Source organism: Arthrobacter sp. Soil762 (genome assembly GCF_001428335.1).
Taxonomy (GTDB): domain Bacteria; phylum Actinomycetota; class Actinomycetes; order Actinomycetales; family Micrococcaceae; genus Arthrobacter.
This window is the reverse complement of the sequence record NZ_LMSG01000018.1, coordinates 51,330-69,316: the sequence shown is the minus strand read 5'-3', so window position 1 is coordinate 69,316 and position 17,987 is coordinate 51,330. Positions and strand designations below refer to the sequence as shown.

The 17,987-nt window shown below is 66.2% G+C and carries 18 protein-coding genes and 1 pseudogene; 5 read left to right on the top strand and 14 right to left on the bottom strand.

Going from position 1 to position 17,987, the window contains the following annotated elements:
* Window position 1 precedes the first annotated feature (1 nt).
* A complete protein-coding gene (locus ASG77_RS12965) occupies window positions 2–781 on the bottom strand; it encodes a phosphatase PAP2 family protein (RefSeq protein ID WP_056346111.1) in 780 nt (259 codons plus the stop codon).
* A 129-nt stretch (window positions 782–910) separates the two neighbouring features.
* On the opposite strand from ASG77_RS12965, the gene ASG77_RS12960 reads away from it, so the two are divergent.
* The 4 genes and pseudogenes from ASG77_RS12960 to ASG77_RS12950 form a co-directional block, all read left to right on the top strand.
* Complete coding sequence (locus tag ASG77_RS12960) at window positions 911–2,032, top strand: hypothetical protein (protein WP_056346108.1); 1,122 nt, start codon at window positions 911–913, stop codon at window positions 2,030–2,032.
* Window positions 2,033–2,150: 118 nt separating this feature from the next.
* Window positions 2,151–3,188, top strand: a complete 1,038-nt coding sequence (locus ASG77_RS12955; protein WP_056346106.1) for a zinc-dependent alcohol dehydrogenase family protein — start codon at window positions 2,151–2,153, stop codon at window positions 3,186–3,188.
* Between the two features lie 25 nt (window positions 3,189–3,213).
* Window positions 3,214–3,372: a hypothetical protein gene (locus ASG77_RS23045; protein ID WP_442854245.1), complete on the top strand. Its 159-nt coding sequence runs from the start codon at window positions 3,214–3,216 to the stop codon at window positions 3,370–3,372.
* Window positions 3,373–3,384: 12 nt separating this feature from the next.
* Window positions 3,385–4,053, top strand: a pseudogene (locus tag ASG77_RS12950) (SDR family NAD(P)-dependent oxidoreductase); the annotation flags it as partial.
* A gap of 193 nt (window positions 4,054–4,246) precedes the next feature.
* On the opposite strand, the gene ASG77_RS21945 reads toward ASG77_RS12950, so the two are convergent.
* The 8 genes from ASG77_RS21945 to ASG77_RS12915 form a co-directional block, all read right to left on the bottom strand.
* Window positions 4,247–4,468, bottom strand: a complete 222-nt coding sequence (locus tag ASG77_RS21945; protein ID WP_156380317.1) for a hypothetical protein — start codon at window positions 4,466–4,468, stop codon at window positions 4,247–4,249.
* 76 nt (window positions 4,469–4,544) lie between these two features.
* Complete coding sequence (locus ASG77_RS12945) at window positions 4,545–5,435, bottom strand: helix-turn-helix transcriptional regulator (RefSeq protein ID WP_056346104.1); 891 nt, start codon at window positions 5,433–5,435, stop codon at window positions 4,545–4,547.
* A 59-nt stretch (window positions 5,436–5,494) separates the two neighbouring features.
* Window positions 5,495–6,478 (bottom strand): sugar kinase, encoded by a 984-nt coding sequence (locus tag ASG77_RS12940; RefSeq protein WP_235564529.1) that lies wholly within the window; start codon window positions 6,476–6,478, stop codon window positions 5,495–5,497.
* Entirely contained in the window at window positions 6,475–7,209 is a 735-nt protein-coding gene (locus ASG77_RS12935) for a bifunctional 4-hydroxy-2-oxoglutarate aldolase/2-dehydro-3-deoxy-phosphogluconate aldolase (RefSeq protein WP_056346501.1), read from the bottom strand. The genes ASG77_RS12940 and ASG77_RS12935 overlap by 4 nt, the downstream gene beginning before the upstream one ends.
* A gap of 5 nt (window positions 7,210–7,214) precedes the next feature.
* On the bottom strand, window positions 7,215–8,363 hold the full coding sequence (gene dgoD, locus ASG77_RS12930; protein WP_056346102.1) for a galactonate dehydratase: 1,149 nt from the start codon (window positions 8,361–8,363) through the stop codon (window positions 7,215–7,217).
* Window positions 8,364–8,370: 7 nt separating this feature from the next.
* On the bottom strand, window positions 8,371–9,270 hold the full coding sequence (locus ASG77_RS12925) for a carbohydrate ABC transporter permease (RefSeq protein WP_056346100.1): 900 nt from the start codon (window positions 9,268–9,270) through the stop codon (window positions 8,371–8,373).
* Window positions 9,267–10,208, bottom strand: a complete 942-nt coding sequence (locus ASG77_RS12920; protein WP_082576027.1) for a carbohydrate ABC transporter permease — start codon at window positions 10,206–10,208, stop codon at window positions 9,267–9,269. Before ASG77_RS12920 ends, ASG77_RS12925 begins: the two co-directional genes overlap by 4 nt.
* 131 nt (window positions 10,209–10,339) lie before the next feature.
* Window positions 10,340–11,635, bottom strand: a complete 1,296-nt coding sequence (locus ASG77_RS12915; RefSeq protein WP_056346096.1) for an ABC transporter substrate-binding protein — start codon at window positions 11,633–11,635, stop codon at window positions 10,340–10,342.
* A 135-nt stretch (window positions 11,636–11,770) separates the two neighbouring features.
* Between ASG77_RS12915 and ASG77_RS12910 the strand changes: the two genes are divergently transcribed.
* Window positions 11,771–12,589, top strand: coding sequence for a FadR/GntR family transcriptional regulator (locus ASG77_RS12910; protein WP_082576026.1), 819 nt, complete (start codon window positions 11,771–11,773; stop codon window positions 12,587–12,589).
* Here the strand turns inward: ASG77_RS12910 and ASG77_RS12905 are convergent.
* The 5 genes from ASG77_RS12905 to ASG77_RS12885 form a co-directional block, all read right to left on the bottom strand.
* Entirely contained in the window at window positions 12,586–14,436 is a 1,851-nt protein-coding gene (locus ASG77_RS12905) for a S8 family serine peptidase (protein WP_235564527.1), read from the bottom strand. The two genes, ASG77_RS12910 and ASG77_RS12905, sit on opposite strands and share 4 nt — an antisense overlap.
* A gap of 185 nt (window positions 14,437–14,621) precedes the next feature.
* Window positions 14,622–15,494 (bottom strand): NAD-dependent epimerase/dehydratase family protein, encoded by an 873-nt coding sequence (locus ASG77_RS12900; protein WP_056346094.1) that lies wholly within the window; start codon window positions 15,492–15,494, stop codon window positions 14,622–14,624.
* Window positions 15,491–16,081, bottom strand: a complete 591-nt coding sequence (locus tag ASG77_RS12895; protein WP_056346496.1) for an adenylate kinase — start codon at window positions 16,079–16,081, stop codon at window positions 15,491–15,493. Before ASG77_RS12895 ends, ASG77_RS12900 begins: the two co-directional genes overlap by 4 nt.
* Before the next feature lie 146 nt (window positions 16,082–16,227).
* Window positions 16,228–17,490, bottom strand: coding sequence for a hypothetical protein (locus ASG77_RS12890; RefSeq protein ID WP_056346093.1), 1,263 nt, complete (start codon window positions 17,488–17,490; stop codon window positions 16,228–16,230).
* Complete coding sequence (locus ASG77_RS12885; RefSeq protein WP_056346090.1) at window positions 17,487–17,987, bottom strand: hypothetical protein; 501 nt, start codon at window positions 17,985–17,987, stop codon at window positions 17,487–17,489. The genes ASG77_RS12890 and ASG77_RS12885 overlap by 4 nt, the downstream gene beginning before the upstream one ends.

The following is a 17,987-nucleotide window of genomic DNA, read 5'->3' as shown; positions in this document are numbered from 1 at the left end:
GCTAGTCCCCCGGAGCGTCCGCTTTGGACAGCTCGCCCGTGATCCGTTCGCCGGGGATCCGGGCGGTCCGCCACGTATCCAGGGCGATGACGGCACCGAGGATCAGCAGCGAGAGGGAGACCGAGGCCATGGCGTCGCTGAGCCAGTGGTAGCCGAGGTACAGGCGGCTCAGCGCTGCCAGGACAACGCCGATGCCCGCACCCACGAAGCCGATGACGGCCGACCTCGGGTTTTTCCGCCGGGAGAACACCAGGAAGGTGGTCACCAGCAGGAAGTCACAGGCACCCAGCACATGGCCGGACGGAAACGAGTACGTGTGGTCGGCGCCGAACAGCATCAGTTCCACCGGTGGCCGCGAGCGCTGGACGATCGCCAGAATGATCTGCGATGTCACGACGCCGGTGAGCATCGCGGCAGCGAGCAGGATGGGCCGCCACGCGTGCCTTGCCGCGAACCCCCAGGCCACCGTCACCACCAGCACAATGATGGGCAGCGCAACAGGGCCAAAGATCACCGCAAGGAAGATCATCACGGCAGTGAGGGCCTCTGACCGGAGCGAGAGCAGCCAGTCGCGGATGGATTCGTCGGGACCCCAGGGGCCGGTGTTGCTCTGCAGAACGCCCACCAGGGTGGCGAGGAACAGCAGGGCGCCCACGCCAATGAGCACCACAGCCGTCCGGTACAGGGCCTTGCGTGCGGCCGGTTCCATAAAGCGTTCCTCCACCACGAACTTGTCATTGAAGGTCCGCCAAAAACTGTTCTTGCCTGCCTGCTCTGCCACTGTGTTTCCGTCCGTGCGCCGTTGACGAGTGCTTAACGTGAAGATTATCCCTTCCGGATGGAGTTGGCCCTGCCCTGCACAGCGCTGGCCCTCCCGCCGGGCGTCAGCCCGCCGGGGTAGCCTGACTCAATGGGCGCGATGAATGAGCTGATCAACCGGCAGGGCGTGGAAACTCTGGCCGGAATCCTGGCGGAGGCCGCTCCCGGATCGGACTGGCCGCACGTCGCTGCTGCCGCCGCACACTTGGATGAGTTGAGCCTGCGCGGCCGGACCGATGCGGTCAGCAGTGCGCTGCTGTCGGATGTACGGCAGCTTCCGGAGCGGGGATATCCGACGGCGGCACGCATCTTCCGGAGCGCCCTTGCCGGAGCCGGTTTCACGGGGTGGATCCTCTGGCCGGTGTCCGAGGCCGCCGTCACCCTGGCGCTTGAACCGAGTGACGGAGTGAAGCCCGGCCGCGACTTTGACGACTGCCTGGCCCTCCTGGCCGAACTGACCCCGAGGCTCACCGGCGAATTCGCCATCCGCCGGCTACTGGCCTCGGACCTGGAGCATTCCCTCGAGATCATCCGGGACTGGACCGGGCATCCGGACGAGCATGTCAGACGGCTGGCCAGCGAGGGGACCCGGCCGTACCTCCCCTGGGCGGTACGGGTACCCGCCGTCGTCCTTCATCCGGAGGCGTCCCTCCCGATTCTGGACGCCCTGTACCGGGACCCTTCGGAGTACGTGCGGCGCTCGGTGGCGAACCACCTCAACGACGTGGCGCGGCACGCGCCCGCTCTGGTGGTGGCAACGGCGGCTCGCTGGCTGGCCGCCCCGGACGCCAACACCGCATGGGTGGTCAGGCATGGCTTGCGGACTCTGATCAAGAAGGCCCACCCCGGTGCGCTCGCGCTGCAGGGGTTCACGCCGGCGTCGGTGGCTGTCACGGGGCCCCGGCTGGACCGGAACTCGGTGGCAATACCGGGAGAACTGGCTTTCGACTTCGCGATCGCCAACACGGGGAACTACGACGCCCGGCTCGCCGTGGACTACGTGGTCCATTACGTCAAAGCCAACGGCACACAATCGGCCAAGGTCTTCAAGATCGCGGCGCTCACCCTCGCCGCCGGTGAGACCCGCACACTGTCGAAGCGTCATGCCTTCCGGCAGATGACCACCCGGGTGCACCATGCGGGCGTCCACGCACTGGAGCTCCAGATCAACGGGATCCGGCACGGACATACGGAGTTTGAGCTGCACGTCTGAGCTGTGAGGCACTGCGGGTACCTGTATCAACAGCCACTCCCACACGTGCGCAATGTGCGGTTGGCTATTAAAGGAACACCCGGGCTCCAGCCCCCGACGAAGTGATGAGGAAACGAAAATGCGAGCAACCATCATGTATGGCGCCGGTGACGTGCGCGTGGAGAACGTGCCCGATCCCGTCATCCAGAATCCGACCGACGCCATCGTGCGGATCGTCAATTCCTGTATCTGCGGCTCCGACCTGCACCCCTACCACGGCATGCCCTCGTCCCGGCAGGGCAGCCCCATGGGCCACGAGTTCATCGGCGTCGTCGAGGAAACGGGCAAGGACGTGTCCACCCTGAAAAAGGGCGACTTCGTCATCGCGCCGTTCGCCTGGTCCGACGGGACCTGCGTCTTTTGCCGCGAAGGCCTGCAGACGTCCTGCCGCCACGGCGGGTTCTGGGCCTCGAACGGAATCGGCGGCGCCCAGGCCGAGGCCATCCGCGTCCCGTTCGCCGACGGCACCCTGGTCAAGGCCCCGGTGGGTGAGGACAGCGAGCTGCTGCCCTCGCTCCTGACCCTCTCCGACGTCTACGGCACCGGCTACCACGCCGCCATCAAGGCAGGCGTCAACGCCCGGACCACTGTCACGGTCATCGGTGACGGCGCCGTCGGGCTGATGGCGGTGCTGTCCGCCAAGCAGCTGGGTGCCGAGCAGATCATCCTGATGGGCCGGCACAAGGCTCGCACCGACCTGGGCCTCGAATACGGTGCCACCGACGTCGTCGCCGAGCGCGGTGAGGCCGGCATCGAGAAAGTGCGCGAGCTCAGCGGCGGCGACGGAACGCACACCGTTCTTGAGTGCGTGGGGCACCGGCCGGCGTACGACCAGGCCCTCGGCGTGATCCGCCCCGGCGGCGTCATCAGCCGGGTAGGCGTGCCCCAGTACGAGGACGCTCCGATCGGTTTCGGCTCCATGTTCGGCCCGAACATCACGCTCACCGGCGGCCCCGCCCCCGTCCGCGCCTACATTGAGACGCTGCTGCCCGGCGTCCTGGACGGCACCGTGAACCCGGGCAAGGTGTTCGACCGCACCATCAGCCTGAACGACGTGCCCGACGGCTACCGCGCCATGGATTCCCGCCAAGCCCTGAAGGTCCTGGTCCGTCCGTAGCGTCATTCTCGAAAGGAAACACGCCATGACTACCTGGCTCATCACAGGCTGCTCCACCGGAACCGGGCGCGCACTCGCCCAGGCCGTGCTCGCCAACGGCCACAACGCCGTCGTCACCGCCCGAAACGTCGCCGCCGTGGAAGACATCGCAGCCGCCTACCCGGACATCGCCCTCCCCCTTTAGCTCGACGTCACCAATACCGCCCAGATCGGCGCTGTTGTCGAGCAGGCCAGGGCGCGCTTCGGCAGCATCGACGTGCTGGTCAACAACGCCGGCTACGGATACCGTGCCGCGGTTGAAGAAGCGGACGACGCCGACATCCGGCAATTGTTCGACACTAACTTTTTCGGCGCTGTCAGCATGATCAAAGCCGTCCTCCCCGGAATGCGCGCCAACAGGGCCGGGTCCATCCTGAACATCTCCTCCATTGGGGCGCGCATCTCACCGGCCGGATCCGGATACTACTCCGCCAGCAAGGCAGCCCTGGAGGGCCTGTCCGGCTCCCTCCACAAGGAACTGAAGCCACTCGGGATCAACGTCACCGTCGTCGAGCCCGGCGCGTTCCGCACCGACTTCGCCGGCCGCTCGCTGGCCCAGTCAGCGACGCCGATCGGGGACTACGCGGAGACAGCCGGGAAGCGCCGCAAGGAAAATGACACGATGCACGGCACGCAACCGGGCAACCCTGCCAAGGCAGCGGAAGCCATCCTGGCGGTCGCCGAAAGCCCCAACCCGCCAGCCCTGATGGTGCTCGGCAACGATGCGTTTGACCTGTTCGCCGCCGTCGCGCAGGCCGAGCGCACCCAGCTGGACCAATGGCGGGACGTCAGCATCAGCACCGGCATCGGAGCAGACCAACGATGAGCACGCAGAAGCAAGGGCAGGCTTAAGGCAGCTTTGCAAGACTATCGAGGCTCTCCCAGGTTTTGGTCTCATTGTTGAGAACCGTCGTCTCAGCACCGGAGCCTTTCACCTCTCTGAGCCCGAACTGAAACCCGTCCATGGAATGTTCGTGGAGTTTTCCATCTTTGGAGGACTGCGGTGAGAGGAAGACAAATTACTCTTTGCCGGCCTCGATGTCGACATCATCGAGAACCTTCTTTTGGATGTACTTCTTCGCAGTCGGCCTCTGGCCGTTATTCAGATGGAGGATTTTGTCTCTCTGCTGCTGATTTAGGCTGCTCCAGTACTCATCGAAGATCACGGTTCCACCGACCCGTGAATAGTTCACCCGGTCACCAGGCTTTAAGTCACCCTTGTAGACTTCGCGGACCGTCAATTTCGTACCCCGGCAAGTAGCCACACGGCCGCAATCATGAAAGACACTTTCATCTTGTTCATTCTGTTGGCCTCCCCTACTGCGGGTGCTTGGCAGTTGGTGCTGGTTCGGCGAACTCGTCATCGTGCGTGGCAGCCCAGGAGGCCAAAAGCTGCAAGGCGTCGGCCGTCGGGGAGCCCGCAGCTGCGGTGTAGACGTTCAGCACCAGGCCCGGCTCACTGGGAAGCTCCATGGACTGGTAGTTCAGGTCGAGGTCACCTACCACCGGGTGATGCAGCCGCTTGAGCCCGCTGCGGTGGAAGACCACGTCCCGGGAAGCCCACCGGTCCCTGAACAGCTCGCTCTGTGTCGACAGTTCGCCAACGAGCCGGATCAGTTCGGGGTCGTGCGGGTGGCGGCCTGCTTCAAGCCGCAGCATCGCGGCGGCATCGTTGGCGATCTGATCGTAATCGCGCCAGAACTCCCGGGCCGCCGGGTCAAGGTAGGTAAACCGGGTGGTGTTCACTGGCCGGTGCGCACTTTTGAACACGGGTGCGTAAAGTGCCCGCCCCATCCGGTTTGCAGCCAGGATGTCATGGCGGCCGTTGCGGACCCACGCCGGCGCGTCAGCCATTGCATCGAGGACCTGCTGGACTTCAGTGCGGACAGTACCGGACGGCTTGCTCCGGCTCCTGCGAGCCGGCCCGGCGGCGCGGGCGAGGTCAAAAAGATGCTCCCGCTCGGCTTCGTCCAGCTTCAGCGTGCGTGCGAGGGCATCCAGCACGCTATCGGACGCCCCGGCGAGGTTGCCGCGTTCCAGGCGCACGTAGTAGTCCACGGACACGCCGGCCAGCATCGCCACTTCCTCACGCCTCAGGCCGGCTACCCGCCGATTCCCGCCATACGCAGGCAACCCGGCTTCCTCGGGCGAAATCCGCGCCCGCCTGGAACTTAGAAACTCCTTTATGTCCGCGCGCACGTCTCCCATACCCCTACGGTAAGCGCCAGCGGTCCCGGGCGGCAGGCACTGTCAGTACCTGCCTGCTCCTACCGCTGGGTGGTTCCGCTGGCGGTGGTGCCCAACATGGCGAGCTCAGCCCGGCTGGGCAGGCCCTCCCAGTCGCCGGCCGTGCTGACGGCGAAGGCCCCCATAACGGCGCCGCGTTGCAGGCGGCCGGCAACGTCCTCGCCGTCGAGCAGGGCAGAGAGGTAGCCGGCCGTGAAGGCGTCCCCGGCGCCCACGGTATCGATGCTTGTCACCGAGATGGCGGGCGCCTCGAACCGTCCGGAGGCGGTGTGGACGCCGGCGCCGGCGGCTCCCCGCTTGACCACGACTTCCCCGACCCCCTGCTCCAGCAACGAGACAGCGAGCGCGGTTTCGGCGTCGTCGTTCCCCAGGGAATCGGAGCCGCTCAAGGCGGCGGACGCCACGAGGTCCAGTTCGTCGTCGGACGCTATCAGGATGCTGGCGTGCCGGGCGATGGGGCCCAGCACGGCACGGGCCTCGTCCCGGGTCCAGAGCCGGCTGCGGTAATTGACGTCAAGGGAGATCACCACTCCGTCGGCTGCGGCGCGCTCGGCAGCGTATTCAAACGCCTTCCGGGCTTCCGGGCTGAGCGCCGGGGTGATGCCGGTCAGGTGCAGCACGCGGGGGCCGGCAGCGAGGGCACTGTCCACGTCGTCCCGGCTGACGGTGGAACCGGCCGAACCGGCACGGTAGTAGAAGGCCCGGGTGACGTCCGCGGTCCGCTGTTCGAGGAACATCACGCCCGTGCTGCGGTACGGATCCACCCGGCACTGCGTCCCGATGCCCTCGGAGCGGAGCTGCCGCAGGATGAATTCGCCGTGCGGATCGGAGCCAACTGCACCGGCCCACGTGACTGTGTGTCCCAGCCGTGCGACGCCCACGGCGACGTTCGATTCAGCACCGGCCACATGCATGGCCAGGCTGCCGCCGGTGGACAGCGGCCCGGCTGACCGCAGCGACACCATGGATTCGCCGAAGGTCAGAAGGTCGACGGCGGCGCTCACCGCACGCCCGCTGCGGCGGTTGCGGCGGCGGTCACTGCGGCGGCCGCTGCGGCCGTCCGGCGGGCAAAGGAGTCCGCCAGGTCCACAAAGGCTCGGGCACGCCCGCGCATCGGGGCGAGGTCGCCGCCGGAGCCGGCATCACCGAACAGCGGCCCGCCGAGCCCGACGGCGATCGCGCCGGCTTCCCAGTAACCTGCGGCTTCGTCGAGACCCACGCCGCCCACGGCGATGAACGGGATCCCGGGGAAGGGATCACGCAGCGCCTTGAGGTAGCCCGGGCCTCCGATGGAGGCGGGAAACAGCTTGATGGCTGTGGCCCCGCGGTTCATCGCTTCGTACGCCTCGCTGGGCGTCAGGGCGCCCGCCAGGACTGGGATTCCCTGCCGCGCCGATTCCTGGATGGATGCGGCCAGGGACGGCGTGACCATGAACTGGCCGCCGGCCTCGGAGACGTTGTCCACGTCCTGCATGGTCAGCACGGTTCCGCCGCCGACGTAGCAGCCCGCCGGTGCGGCTGCGCGGACCTCCCGGATCGCCGCCAGCGCCCCCGGCGTGGTCAGGGCGATTTCGACGAACCTGAACCCTTCCGCCATCGCGGCGAGGGCCGCCTGCGCCGCGGCCGGCCCGTCCGTGCCGCGCACGATTCCCACAAGCCGCGACTCCCGGATTCCGGCCAGCAGGCTTTCGGGCGTGATGTCAGTGCTGTTAGAAACGTCAGTGCTGTCAGTCATGTTGTTTACCATTCTGCAAATGCTCCGTCCGAGTGGCGCCAGACCGGCCCGCGCCAGGCGTGGCCGCGCTTGTCCGCCGCGCGGACCACGGCCTCATCGATTTCAATGCCGAGGCCGGGGCCGGTCAGCCGTTCAATGTGGCCGTCCACGAACTTCAGCGGGGATTTGTCCACCACGTAGTCCAGGACTTCGGCGCCCTTGTTGTAGTGGATTCCGATGCTTTGTTCCTGGATCAGGAAGTTGGGCGTCGCGAAGCCCACCTGCAGGCAGGCTGCCAGGGCAAGCGGCCCCAGCGGGCAGTGCGGGGCCAGCTGGACGTCGTAGATTTCGGCGAGCGAGGCGATCTTGCGGACCTCGGTGATGCCGCCGGCGTGTGAAAGGTCAGGCTGGGCCACGGCGATGCCGGCCTGCAGGGCGGGCAGGAATTCCTGCCGGCTGTAGAGCCGCTCACCGGTGGAAACCGGCGTCGTGGTTGAGGACGTGAATTCGCGCAGCAGGTGCGTGTTTTCCGGAACCACGGGTTCTTCGAGGAAGAACGGCCGGTACGGTTCCAGCAGCGGCGCCACCCGGCGGGCGTTGGCCAGGCTGAAGCGGCCATGGAAGTCCACCGCGACGTCGCGGTGGTCCCCCAGCACCTCACGGGCCGCGGCAACACGGCGGACAACGCCTTCGATCTCGGCCACCGAGGCGACGGGGCTCATCCGGCCGCTGGCATTCATCTTGACGGCGGTCAGGCCCACTTCCAGCTGGGCGCTGATCTGGTCCGCCACCTCGTTCGGCTCATCCCCGCCCACCCAGCCGTACATCCGGATCCTGTCGCGGACGTGGCCGCCCAGGAGCTGGTGCACGGGGGTGTTGAAGTGCTTGCCCGCGATGTCCCAGAGGGCCTGGTCCAGCCCGGAGACGGCACTGGCCAGGATGGGTCCGCCGCGGTAGAAGGAGCCCTTGGTCATGACCTGCCAGTGGTCTTCGATCCGGAGGGCGTCGTTGCCGATCAGCAGCTCCGAGAGCTGGCCGACGGCGGTGCGGACCGTTTCGCTGCGTCCCTCGCAGGTTGCCTCGCCCCAGCCGACAATCCCGCTCTCGGTCTCGATCCGGACAAACAGCCACCGCGGCGCGACGAGGAAGGTTTCTATTCTGCTGATGAGTGTCATGCCGGACCTAGCCCTTGGTAGCTCCGGCGGTCATGCCGGAGACGATGTACTTCTGCGTGAAGAGCGCGATGATCATGATGGGGATGGTCACCACGGTGGCGGCCGCCATCAGCCCGCCCCAGTCGATGCTGGCGTAGGAGACGAAGTCGAAGATGGCCACCGGCAGCGTCTTGGTCTTGGACCCGGAGAGCACCAGGGCGAACATGAAGTTGTTCCAGGAAAAGATGAAGGACAGGATGCCGGCGGTGGCCATGCCGGCCACGGACAGCGGCAGCGTGATGCGCTGGAACGCGCCGATGGGGGTGAGTCCGTCCACCTGCGCCGATTCCTCCAGTTCCAGCGGGAGCGAATCGAAGTAGCTCATCATGATGTACACGATCAGCGGCAGGGCAACGAACATGTGGCTGAGGATCAGCACCTCGAACCCGCCCACCATTTTCAGGTTGGAGAACACGTAGTACCAGGGCACCAGCAGGGAGACACCCGGGATGACGCGGGCCATCAGGACCACCAGGGCTGAGCGGTGCATGGTGAACCGGCTCATGGCGTACGCGGCCGGGACGCCCAGCACCAGAGACAGGGCCGTGGAGACAAAGGCCACCCAGAAGCTGTTGAAGATGAAGACGAAGTAGTTGTTGCGCTGCAGCACGTTTGCGTAGTTCTCGAACGTGGGGCTGAAGATGAACGATTTGGCGGTGTCGTAGATGTCCACGTTGGTCTTCAGCGAGGCCAGCAGCATCCAGAACAGCGGTGCCACCAGGAACAGCACCACGGCGATCAGGGCCGCGACGCGGAAGACCTTGTAGGCGCGGGTGCCGAGGGGCTTCTTCGGGCGGCGGACCGGCCGGGGCTGCCGGGGCTGCCCGGCGGACGTTTGGGTTTTGGTGTTTTCGTTCAGGACGGTCATTTGCTTACCGCTTTCTTGCGCATGGTCAGCAGCCACATGGAGCCGATGATGATCATGAAGAACAGGATCAGCACTGCGGAGGACAACCCGTACTGGTTGTAGTCGAAGCTCAGGCCGTAGGCGTAGACGTTCAGGGTCTCCACCTCGTGGAAGGACCCGCCGCCCTTGCCCTTGGTGGCGTACAGGATGTCGAAGGTCTTCAGGGCGTCGATGCCCCGGAGCAGGATGGCCACAATCACGGTGGGCATCATCAGGGGCAGCGTGATGAAGAAGAATCGCTGGAACGCGTTGGCTCCGTCCATGCGTGCCGCCTCGTCGGGCTCCTCGGAGAGGGAGGTCAGGCCGGCGAGCAGGATCAGGACCACCATGGGGGTCCACTGCCACACGTCCATGAAGATGGTGGTGCCGAGCGCGGTGTCCTGGCCGGAGAGCCAGGGCTGGGCGGGGATGCCCACAGCGGCGAGCAGCTGGTTCGCGAACCCGATGTTGGGGTCGAAGATCAGCCGCCACATCATGCCGACGGCTACCGGGGTTGCCACGAGCGGCAGCAGGATGGCCACGCGGACCCACTTCTCGCCGCGGAAGGGCCGCCACAGCAGCAGGGCGATGCCCATGCCGAGGGCCACTTCGCAGACCAGGGCGATGCCGGTGAAGGTGAGTGTGCGGCCCACAGCGGGCCAGAAGCGTTCGACGTCGGACAGGACCGTCAGGTAGTTTTCCAGGCCGATGAACTCGGTGGCTGCGCGGACGGAGCCCTGCGAATCGGTGAGGCTCAGGTACAGCGTCCAGGCCAGCGGGAAGATGATCAGGACGCCGACGAAGGCCATCGCCGGGGCTGCGAAGAGCCATTTGCGGTGCCGGTTGGCCCAGTCAGAGAATTTTTCGCGGGCACCGGGAGCACGGCGTGCGTTCCGGGCCGCGCTGCGGGGAGGAGTCATTACAGACATGGTTCACCTAAGGAGTTGGGGGGTGAAGAGTGGCCGGGGCGGGACGGCAGCGTCACTGCCGTCCCGCCGGGGCTGTTGGGTGCACCGGGCCTCATTGGCTGAGGCCCCGTGCACCGCGTGCGTTACTTCTTTTCGCTGTCCAGGAACTTCTGGAAGGCCACGTGGGCCGAGTCGGCTGCGGCGGAAGCGTCAGCGCCGGTGATGCTGGCAACGATCGGCTCGCCCACGATTTCGCGGGCCTTGCCAACGGTGACTACCTCGGGACGGTCGTGCCCCACACCGTTTTTGGCGCTGGCGGCAATGGCTTCGGCCAGGTCCTTCGGGTACGTGGAAGTTCCCGCGGAGTCAGCCCAGACGGAGGCGCGGGGTCCGGGGACGCCGGCCTTCTGTGCGGCCAGGGTGCGTTCCTTGCTGGTGGCCCACTGGATGAACTTCCAGGCGTTGTCCTGGTTGCCCGAAGCCTCGTTCACTGCCAGGCCCCAGGACGGGATGTTGTACGGCTTGGAACCGGCGGGACCGGCAGGCAGGGCGGCGAACCCGACAGTCTCGGCCACCTTGGACTTGGCCGGATCGGTGGCGTTCTTGTAGAGCGAGTCTGCCTCGGTGTAGAAGGCGGCCTTGCCCTGGGTGAAGATGGCCATCGCTTCGGGCCAGCTCATATCCGTGCTGACGTTGGCGGGGCCGTAGTTCTTGATCAGGCCGCCGTAGTACGCGTAGGCCTCTTTGGCGGCGTCCGAGTTGACGGTGGACTTGCCGCTGGAATCGGTGAAGTCGCCGCCGAAGCTGTACAGGAAGCTGGAGAACTGGGTGACGGCGGCGGACTTGCCGGTGCGGGCCACAAAGCCGGCCGTGTCCGCGTTGGATTCCTTAATGGCCTTGGCGGCCGCCTCAAGCTCCTCCATGGTCTTGGGGACCTCAAGGCCGGCGGCCTTGAGCAGGTCCTTGCGGTAGTAGAGGACTTCGCGCTCGGTGATGATGGGGACGCCCACAACCTTGCCGTCAGCGGTGGTGGCCTTGACCGGGCCCTCCTGGTAGTCCTTCCAGTCCCAGCCGGAATCCGAGGAGACCTTGCTGGTCAGGTCCGCGAGGTAGCCGTTCTTCGCGAACGCCTTGCCTTCCTGGAGCGGGCGGTACATCATCACGTCGATCTCGTCGCTGCCGGCGTTGAGCTTGACGTTGTACTGGTCCGAGAGCTGGTCTTCGCCGAGCTGGGTCAGTTCGACCTTGAGCCCTGAGGACTTCTCAAATTCCGGGATGGCGGCCTTGATGCCTTCGGTCCAGACGTGGTTTGCGAGAGTTACCCGGACGATGCCGGATTCCTTGGCGTCGCTGCTGCCGCTGCCGCCACCGCAGGCGGTGAGCCCCATGGAAAGTGCCGCGGCGACTGCCGCGTACTTCATTACTGAACGTCGCTTCATGACGACTCCCTTGCTTCGAGGCTGACGTCACTGTCCAGCCGTCTACAAATGCATCTTTACATCTGCTCTGGAAGAGAGCATAGGTAAATAAGGCAGACTTAAACAACCCCTTTTGGTAACCAGTATGATTTATTTATGAAAACCCCAAAGGCGGAGTCCCCTACCGACCGGCATACCGCGTTGGTCCAGAGTTTGGGACTCGCCATTGCCGAGGGGACACTCGCGCCGAATTCGGTGGTGCGGCTGGACGAGCTGGAGGCGCAGCACAAGGTCTCCCGCTCGGTGGTCCGGGAAGCGGCCCGGGTTCTGTCATCCAAAGGCATGCTGGCATCCCGCAGGCGGTTCGGCACCGTGGTGCAGCCCGAAGAGGCCTGGAACCTTTACGATCCCCAGGTGATCCGCTGGCGACTGGCCTCGTCCCGGCGGCTGGAGCAGCTTCAGGCCCTCAACGAGCTCCGTGGCGCGATCGAACCGCAGGCCGCCCGGCTCGCAGCCGAGCGGGCCTCATGGGATGCCGGCAGCGATCTTGTCTCACTGGCTGCGCGGCTGTGGGCCGCGGGCCAGCGCGGAGAGCAGGAGGAGTTCCTCCGCCTGGACGTGGAGTTCCATGCCGCCGTGCTCAAGGCTTCCGGCAACGCCATGTTTGCCCAGCTCCAGAATCTTGTGGCCGAGGTCCTCACCGGCCGGACGGAACACGGCCTGATGCCAGACCTGCCGCACCACGAAGCACTTCAGCTTCACGTTGACGTGGCCAGCGCCATCCAGCGCGGTGAGGCCGACGCCGCCCATGCCGCCATGAGCAGGATCATGGAACAGTTCGCTGAGGAGGTGGGCCATATCTGGTCCAAGCACCATCAGGGCGTGACGCCGGATACTTTCCCGCAACACACAACAGAGGCCGACGGCGCCCCCCAACTGCCGCCGTCGGCCTCCCTTTCCACAACCGACAGCTAGAACGAACCCGTGGTGAACTGCCACGTCTTCGTGGCCAACTGATTGCCTGCGAGGTCGCGGATGGACGTTCCGCCCCCGGTCACGGTCACCGTGTATTTCGTCTTCGCTGCCAGAGTGTTCTGCGGGTCCAGGATCCACTGATTGGTGGTTCCGTTGCGGAAGACGGCAGCCGGGACCAGAGCCCCAGTGACCGCGTTCTTCACCGTGAACGTGGCGGTGTTGACGCCCTGGACCGGCTCACTGAAGGTCACCGACAGGTTGTTGTTCCGCCTGACCAGTTGGGAGTTGCTGCCCGGCGTGAACCCCGTGACCGTGGGCGCCGGGCCGGTGGTGAACGTCCAGCTCGTGCTGGCCAAGGGCGTGCCTGCGGTGTCGCGGATGGCGGTGGCGCCGCCCACCAGCGTCGCCGTGAAGGTGACGTCCGCGGCCAGGTTGGCGGAGGGATCGAGGGTGGCCGTTTTCGTTGTCGCGTTGTAGCTGACCGTTGCCGGGATGGCGGTGCCGGCGGCGTTCCGGAGCATAAATGTTCCGGCACCAACACCCTGGACGGCCTGGCTGAACGTGGCCGTCACATTGCTGGCCACGGGTACCGCCGTCGACTGTGCTGCGGGTGATTTGGCCGTAACTGTGGGGGCAGGCGCCACGGGAGCCGGTGCGGGCGCAGGTGCCGGAGCCGCCGCGGCGGCGTAAAGCAGGCGGTTCGGCGTGCCGGTTCCGATGCCCGTGATGGCGTCGGCAGTGGCGTTCGAGGTCAACGACGCAGCGACCTGGGCAGGTGTAAGCGCCGGGTTCTGGGACAGCAACACGGCCGCGGCGCCTGCCGTGTGGGGCGCTGCCATGGACGTGCCGGACATGGAGGCGGTTGCGGTGGCCGAGCTGTACGACGCGGAGACAATGCCGACGCCGGGTGCATACAGATCCACGCAGGAACCGAAGTTGGAGAAGGAGGCCTGACGGTCGGCGGAATCGCTGGCTGCCACCGTGACCGCTGCGGGGAGCCGCGCCGGCGAGCTCCCGCAGGCGTCCGCGGCAGAGTTGCCGGCGGCAACCACTGCAGTAACGCCGTCGTTAATGACACCCTGGAGCGCCGAATCCACGGCCGCGCTGGCCACTCCGCCCAGGCTCATGTTCACCACGGCGGGAGCTCCCGCGGAGTGGTTGGCGGCGATCCAGTCCAGGCCGGCAACGACGTCGGAGTTGAAGCCGGAGCCGGAGCAGTCCAGCACCCGGACGGGGACGATCGTCGCCGCCTTTGCCACGCCGTAGGTGGTCCCGGCCACGGTTCCGGCCACATGGGTGCCGTGGCCGTTGCAGTCGCCGGATCCGCGGCCATCGGCCACGGCCGTCCAGCCTGCTGCCACGCGGCCGGCAAACTCTGAGTGGGAGGCGAGCACGCCTGTGTCCACCACGTACGCGTTGACTCCGGCGCCGGCGGCGGTCCACGTATAGGAACCCGAAAGGGGCAGGGGCCGCTGGTCCACGCGGTCCAACCCCCATGGCGCGGGCTGCTGCGTTGTGGAGAGTGTGATGGGCGCATCCACCTCAACCGACGCGACGCCCGCCGCACGGGACAATGCCGCGGCTTGCGCCGGCGTCGCCGTAACCACGGCGCCACGCAGGGCGTGCGAAAAGGAGCGGCCGACGCCGAGGCCCTGGGACTTGAGGCGCGCCGCCTCGGCCGGGACGTCCGTTTCCGCGGTGAAGCGGACCAGATAGCGGACGCTTGCGTCGTTGCCGGCCGGGGCAAGGGGCGGTGCAACGGCGGCGGCGGGCAGGCCCGAGGCGGTCAGGGCCACCGCGGAAATCAGCATGGCGGCAGCGGTCAGCACAAAACGGAAGGTGCGCATGGCGGGGTCCTAGTGTGACGGTCTGGATTGATGCTGGCGGCAACAAATCCCCGCCTATCACCAGATTAGGAGCCCCCCATGCGCCGCGGCCGGGAATTGAGCTGATCCTGCGCCAACCTTTCGGCGCCTGCGGAATTCTTGAGGGACCCCCCAGTGGCCTGCTTTCGGGTTCAGCCTTCCGCGATTCAGTCTTCCGTGGGCGTGGTCCTGTTGGAGTGGTAGGTCCGCCACGAGTGTTCGGGCTCGTAGCCCAACAGGCGCCGGGCCTTGTCGATGGACAACATAGTCTCGTGTTCGCCCAACTCCTTGGTCACAGTGACGTTGGGGAACACCTCCGCGGCGAGGCTGGCGCTGGAACGCGTCATGACAGTGTCCGCATTCGCGATGATGAAAGCCTGGAACCCGGGCTGGCCGTTTTCCAGCGCACGCGCAACAGCCTGTGCGCCGTCGCGCCCGTCGATGTAGCCCCAGAGGTTCCACTTCCGCGCACTGGCGTCCGAATCAAACGACGGGAACCGTTCGTAGTCCTCAGGATCCATAACGTTGGAGAACCGCAGGCCCGCAATGCTGAGCTCCGGATCCCAGCGCGTCAGCTGGATCGCCATCTGCTCCTCGAGGTGCTTCACGAGTGAGTACGTGCTCTCCGGCCGGGCCGGGTATTCCTCATCCACCGGGATGTAGGGAGGGTAGACGTCGAACGGCAGTCCCAGCACCGTCTCGCTGGAGGCGTAAACCACCTTCTTGATGCCGGCCCGCCGCGCCGCCTGGAAGACGTTGTAGGTCGAGAGCATGTTGTTCTCGAAGGTGGCAGCATCCGGGATGATGCCAGGCGCCGGAATGGCTCCCAGATGGACGATTGCGTCGAAGCCGTCATGCCGGTCGTCGAGACCCAGGAACACGTCAAGGACCTGGCCGTAGTTGCGCAGGTCCACGATTGCCAACCCGCGATGCCGCTCCCCCGCCCGGTCCAGGTTCAGCACCTGGTGGCCGTCGTTGGTCAGCCTGCGGACCACATGCCGTCCCAGTTTTCCGCTGCCGCCGGTCACTGCAATTCTCATGGGGACACCCGGGTGGACAGGAACTTTTCGACGGCGGTAATGGCGCGTGTGGTGATGGCACTTGGGTCACCGCTGCCATCCACCGAAACCAGCAAGCCCCGGCCGGCGTAGACCGCCACGACCTCGTGGGTTTCGCGGTGGTAGAGGTCCAGCCGGTGCCGGAACACTTCGATGGTGTCGTCCTTCCGGCCCTGCTCCTTGGCCCGCTGCAGCATCCGTTGCTCCAGTTCGGAATCCGGTGCGCGGAGTTCCACCACGGCGTCGAGGCGGTGGCCCTGGGACGCCAGTATGTTGTCCAGTTCCATGATCTGGGGAGCCGTCCTGGGGTATCCGTCCAGCAGGAAACCGGGCTGCAGATCTGCGTCGAGGAGCCGGTCCTTGACCAGGGCGTTGGTGAGATGGTCCGGGACAAAAGCGCCGTCGTCGAGATACTTGGCGGCCTCTATGCCCAGCGGCGTCGCGTGGCTGACGTTGATCCGGAAGATTTCGCCCGTGGATACGGTTGGAATGCGGAAGTGCTTGGCGATCTGCACCGCTTGGGTGCCTTTCCCTGAGCCCGGCGGCCCGATGATGAGCAGTCTGGTCATTTTCATGTCCCTCCACGGCGTCCTTGCCGGCTGGTCTCGGGTCCACTGTCGGCAGCGCCAACGTGTCCTTCATTCTGCCCACAAGTCGCAGCACAACGCCAGCCTCCGGGAGGGCACCTGGAGGCTGGCGTTGGATTGGGGGGCGGTTAGAACCGGGAGTTGGACCCGGCGAACGGCGTCGTGGGAAGCGGATTTCCGACGCCATCCGTCAGCCCGGAGGGCGAAGTGTAGGTTGGCGTGACGTTCCCGGTTTTCGATACCGGAATGCCGCCAGTCAAACTAACAAGGGTGACGGTGAGTTGACGTGTGCCCGAGTTCCACGTCAGAGACGAATTGAAGGTCAGAGCACCTCCCGCAGAGTAGCTGCTGCTCAGCGCCACCGACCCGAACCTGACGGAAGGGCAGCCAGGGTCGGTCGCGGCGAAGCTCAGGGCGTTGCCGGCGGCGATAGTGACGGTGCCGTTCGCCGTCTGGCTGCCGGAAGTGTTCGTCCAATTACCGCAAATGGTCGGGGGAAGCAGCGGCTCCGAGAATGTCAGCACGGCCTTGTCGCCGGCGTCAGGCGTGAACTGGGTTCCGCCGTTGGAGAGGGAAACGCTCACTACGGCGGGCGCCACCGTGTCCTTGGTCGACGTCGCCGTTCCAGGATCACTGACGTTGCCTGCCGCATCAGTTGCCAAGGCCGTGTAGGTGATCGTGCCATTGTTGAACGACGTCAGGTTGAAGTCGGCAGCCGTCCATTGGCCGGAGCTGTTGGCAGTCAGCGTCTGCGAGGACGTGTGTGCAGCTCCTGCATCCGTGCCGGAAACGGTCACGGACGAGCCAGCTTCTGCTGTTCCGCTGACTGGGACGCTGGTAACGTTCGCGCTGTTCACGATCGCGGGAGCGCTGATCGTAGGCGCGTCAGGCTGTGTCGTATCCGCGGCCGTGACACCGGCGCTGCGGGCACTTTCAACCCCGGTCCACGATGCCAGAACCGGCGTAACCGTGTAGTACCAGGTGCCGGCGGGCAGTGCAGCCTCGCTGCAGGTCAGCGTTGCGATGGTTCCCCCGCAGCCTCCCCCGGCGGCAACTTTGGTCCCGCCGGTCGGGGATGAGTAGCGGGCAACGGTGTAGCCGGAGACCGGCCGGCCCGCCGCCGTCGTGCTTTGGGCCCAACTGACGGAGGCGGCACCTGCCGAAGGGGACGCCGTCGGAGCGGCCACGGCAAGGATGGCATCGGCTCTGGCGCCGCCGTTGTTGCTGCTGAGTGTCTGCCAGTAGGCGTTGGCCGCCGGGGCGCCCCAGGAAATGACGAGTGCCGCAGCCACAACGCCGGCAATCCGGGCCTTACGATTCGGGCGGAGCAGTCGTGGCCTGGTTTCGACAGGCTCAAACACCGGCCGCCTGGGAGGGATGGGGCGGTTCATTTCCGTGCCTCCAAAGTAACGGGCAGGCTGAACGTGGCGCCTTGGCAAATTGACGGGGAGTTCAAGGACATGGCGGCGGCGCCTGGCAACGTGATCACGACGGATGAGTTTGCCGGAATGCTGACCACCGGGTTCAGTGGGGCCGCAGGGCTGGTGAAGGTCACGCCGGTGCAGGCAGAGTGGTTCGCGTCGACGGTCACGGCGCCATTGCCGCGGATGGCGTAAACCTGCACCGGGTAACTGTTCGGGTTGTGCGCCCGGACGGCAACATCGGCGGTGCCGCCCGGGACGAGGGTGTTCTGCGGGGTGTCGCCGGCCACGAGGGCTTCTACGGTGACGGTTGCCATGGTGCCGTTGGTTGCAGCACCCGACCCGGCACCCACCGTGGCCCAGTAGGCGTACGCGCCCCCCACTCCCGTGGCGAGGCAGAGGGTGACGGTTGTTGCCGCAGTTCTGGCAGCCAGCCGTCGGGAGGTGGTTTTCGTTGTGCGTGTCAT

What these genes read in the sequence shown, in the direction of transcription:
- ASG77_RS12935 (WP_056346501.1), bottom strand. Translation starts at nt 7,209, where the DNA reads ATGACTGACAGCACTGACGTTTCTAACAGCACTGACATCACGCCCGAA.
- ASG77_RS12885 (WP_056346090.1), bottom strand. Translation starts at nt 17,987, where the DNA reads ATGACACGCACAACGAAAACCACCTCCCGACGGCTGGCTGCCAGAACT.
- ASG77_RS12955 (WP_056346106.1), top strand. Translation starts at nt 2,151, where the DNA reads ATGCGAGCAACCATCATGTATGGCGCCGGTGACGTGCGCGTGGAGAAC.
- ASG77_RS12905 (WP_235564527.1), bottom strand. Translation starts at nt 14,436, where the DNA reads ATGCGCACCTTCCGTTTTGTGCTGACCGCTGCCGCCATGCTGATTTCC.
- ASG77_RS12895 (WP_056346496.1), bottom strand. Translation starts at nt 16,081, where the DNA reads ATGACCAGACTGCTCATCATCGGGCCGCCGGGCTCAGGGAAAGGCACC.
- ASG77_RS12925 (WP_056346100.1), bottom strand. Translation starts at nt 9,270, where the DNA reads ATGACCGTCCTGAACGAAAACACCAAAACCCAAACGTCCGCCGGGCAG.
- ASG77_RS23045 (WP_442854245.1), top strand. Translation starts at nt 3,214, where the DNA reads ATGACTACCTGGCTCATCACAGGCTGCTCCACCGGAACCGGGCGCGCA.
- ASG77_RS12900 (WP_056346094.1), bottom strand. Translation starts at nt 15,494, where the DNA reads ATGAGAATTGCAGTGACCGGCGGCAGCGGAAAACTGGGACGGCATGTG.
- dgoD (WP_056346102.1), bottom strand. Translation starts at nt 8,363, where the DNA reads ATGACACTCATCAGCAGAATAGAAACCTTCCTCGTCGCGCCGCGGTGG.
- ASG77_RS12960 (WP_056346108.1), top strand. Translation starts at nt 911, where the DNA reads ATGGGCGCGATGAATGAGCTGATCAACCGGCAGGGCGTGGAAACTCTG.
- ASG77_RS12910 (WP_082576026.1), top strand. Translation starts at nt 11,771, where the DNA reads ATGAAAACCCCAAAGGCGGAGTCCCCTACCGACCGGCATACCGCGTTG.
- ASG77_RS12915 (WP_056346096.1), bottom strand. Translation starts at nt 11,635, where the DNA reads ATGAAGCGACGTTCAGTAATGAAGTACGCGGCAGTCGCCGCGGCACTT.
- ASG77_RS12920 (WP_082576027.1), bottom strand. Translation starts at nt 10,208, where the DNA reads ATGACTCCTCCCCGCAGCGCGGCCCGGAACGCACGCCGTGCTCCCGGT.
- ASG77_RS12890 (WP_056346093.1), bottom strand. Translation starts at nt 17,490, where the DNA reads ATGAACCGCCCCATCCCTCCCAGGCGGCCGGTGTTTGAGCCTGTCGAA.
- ASG77_RS12945 (WP_056346104.1), bottom strand. Translation starts at nt 5,435, where the DNA reads ATGGGAGACGTGCGCGCGGACATAAAGGAGTTTCTAAGTTCCAGGCGG.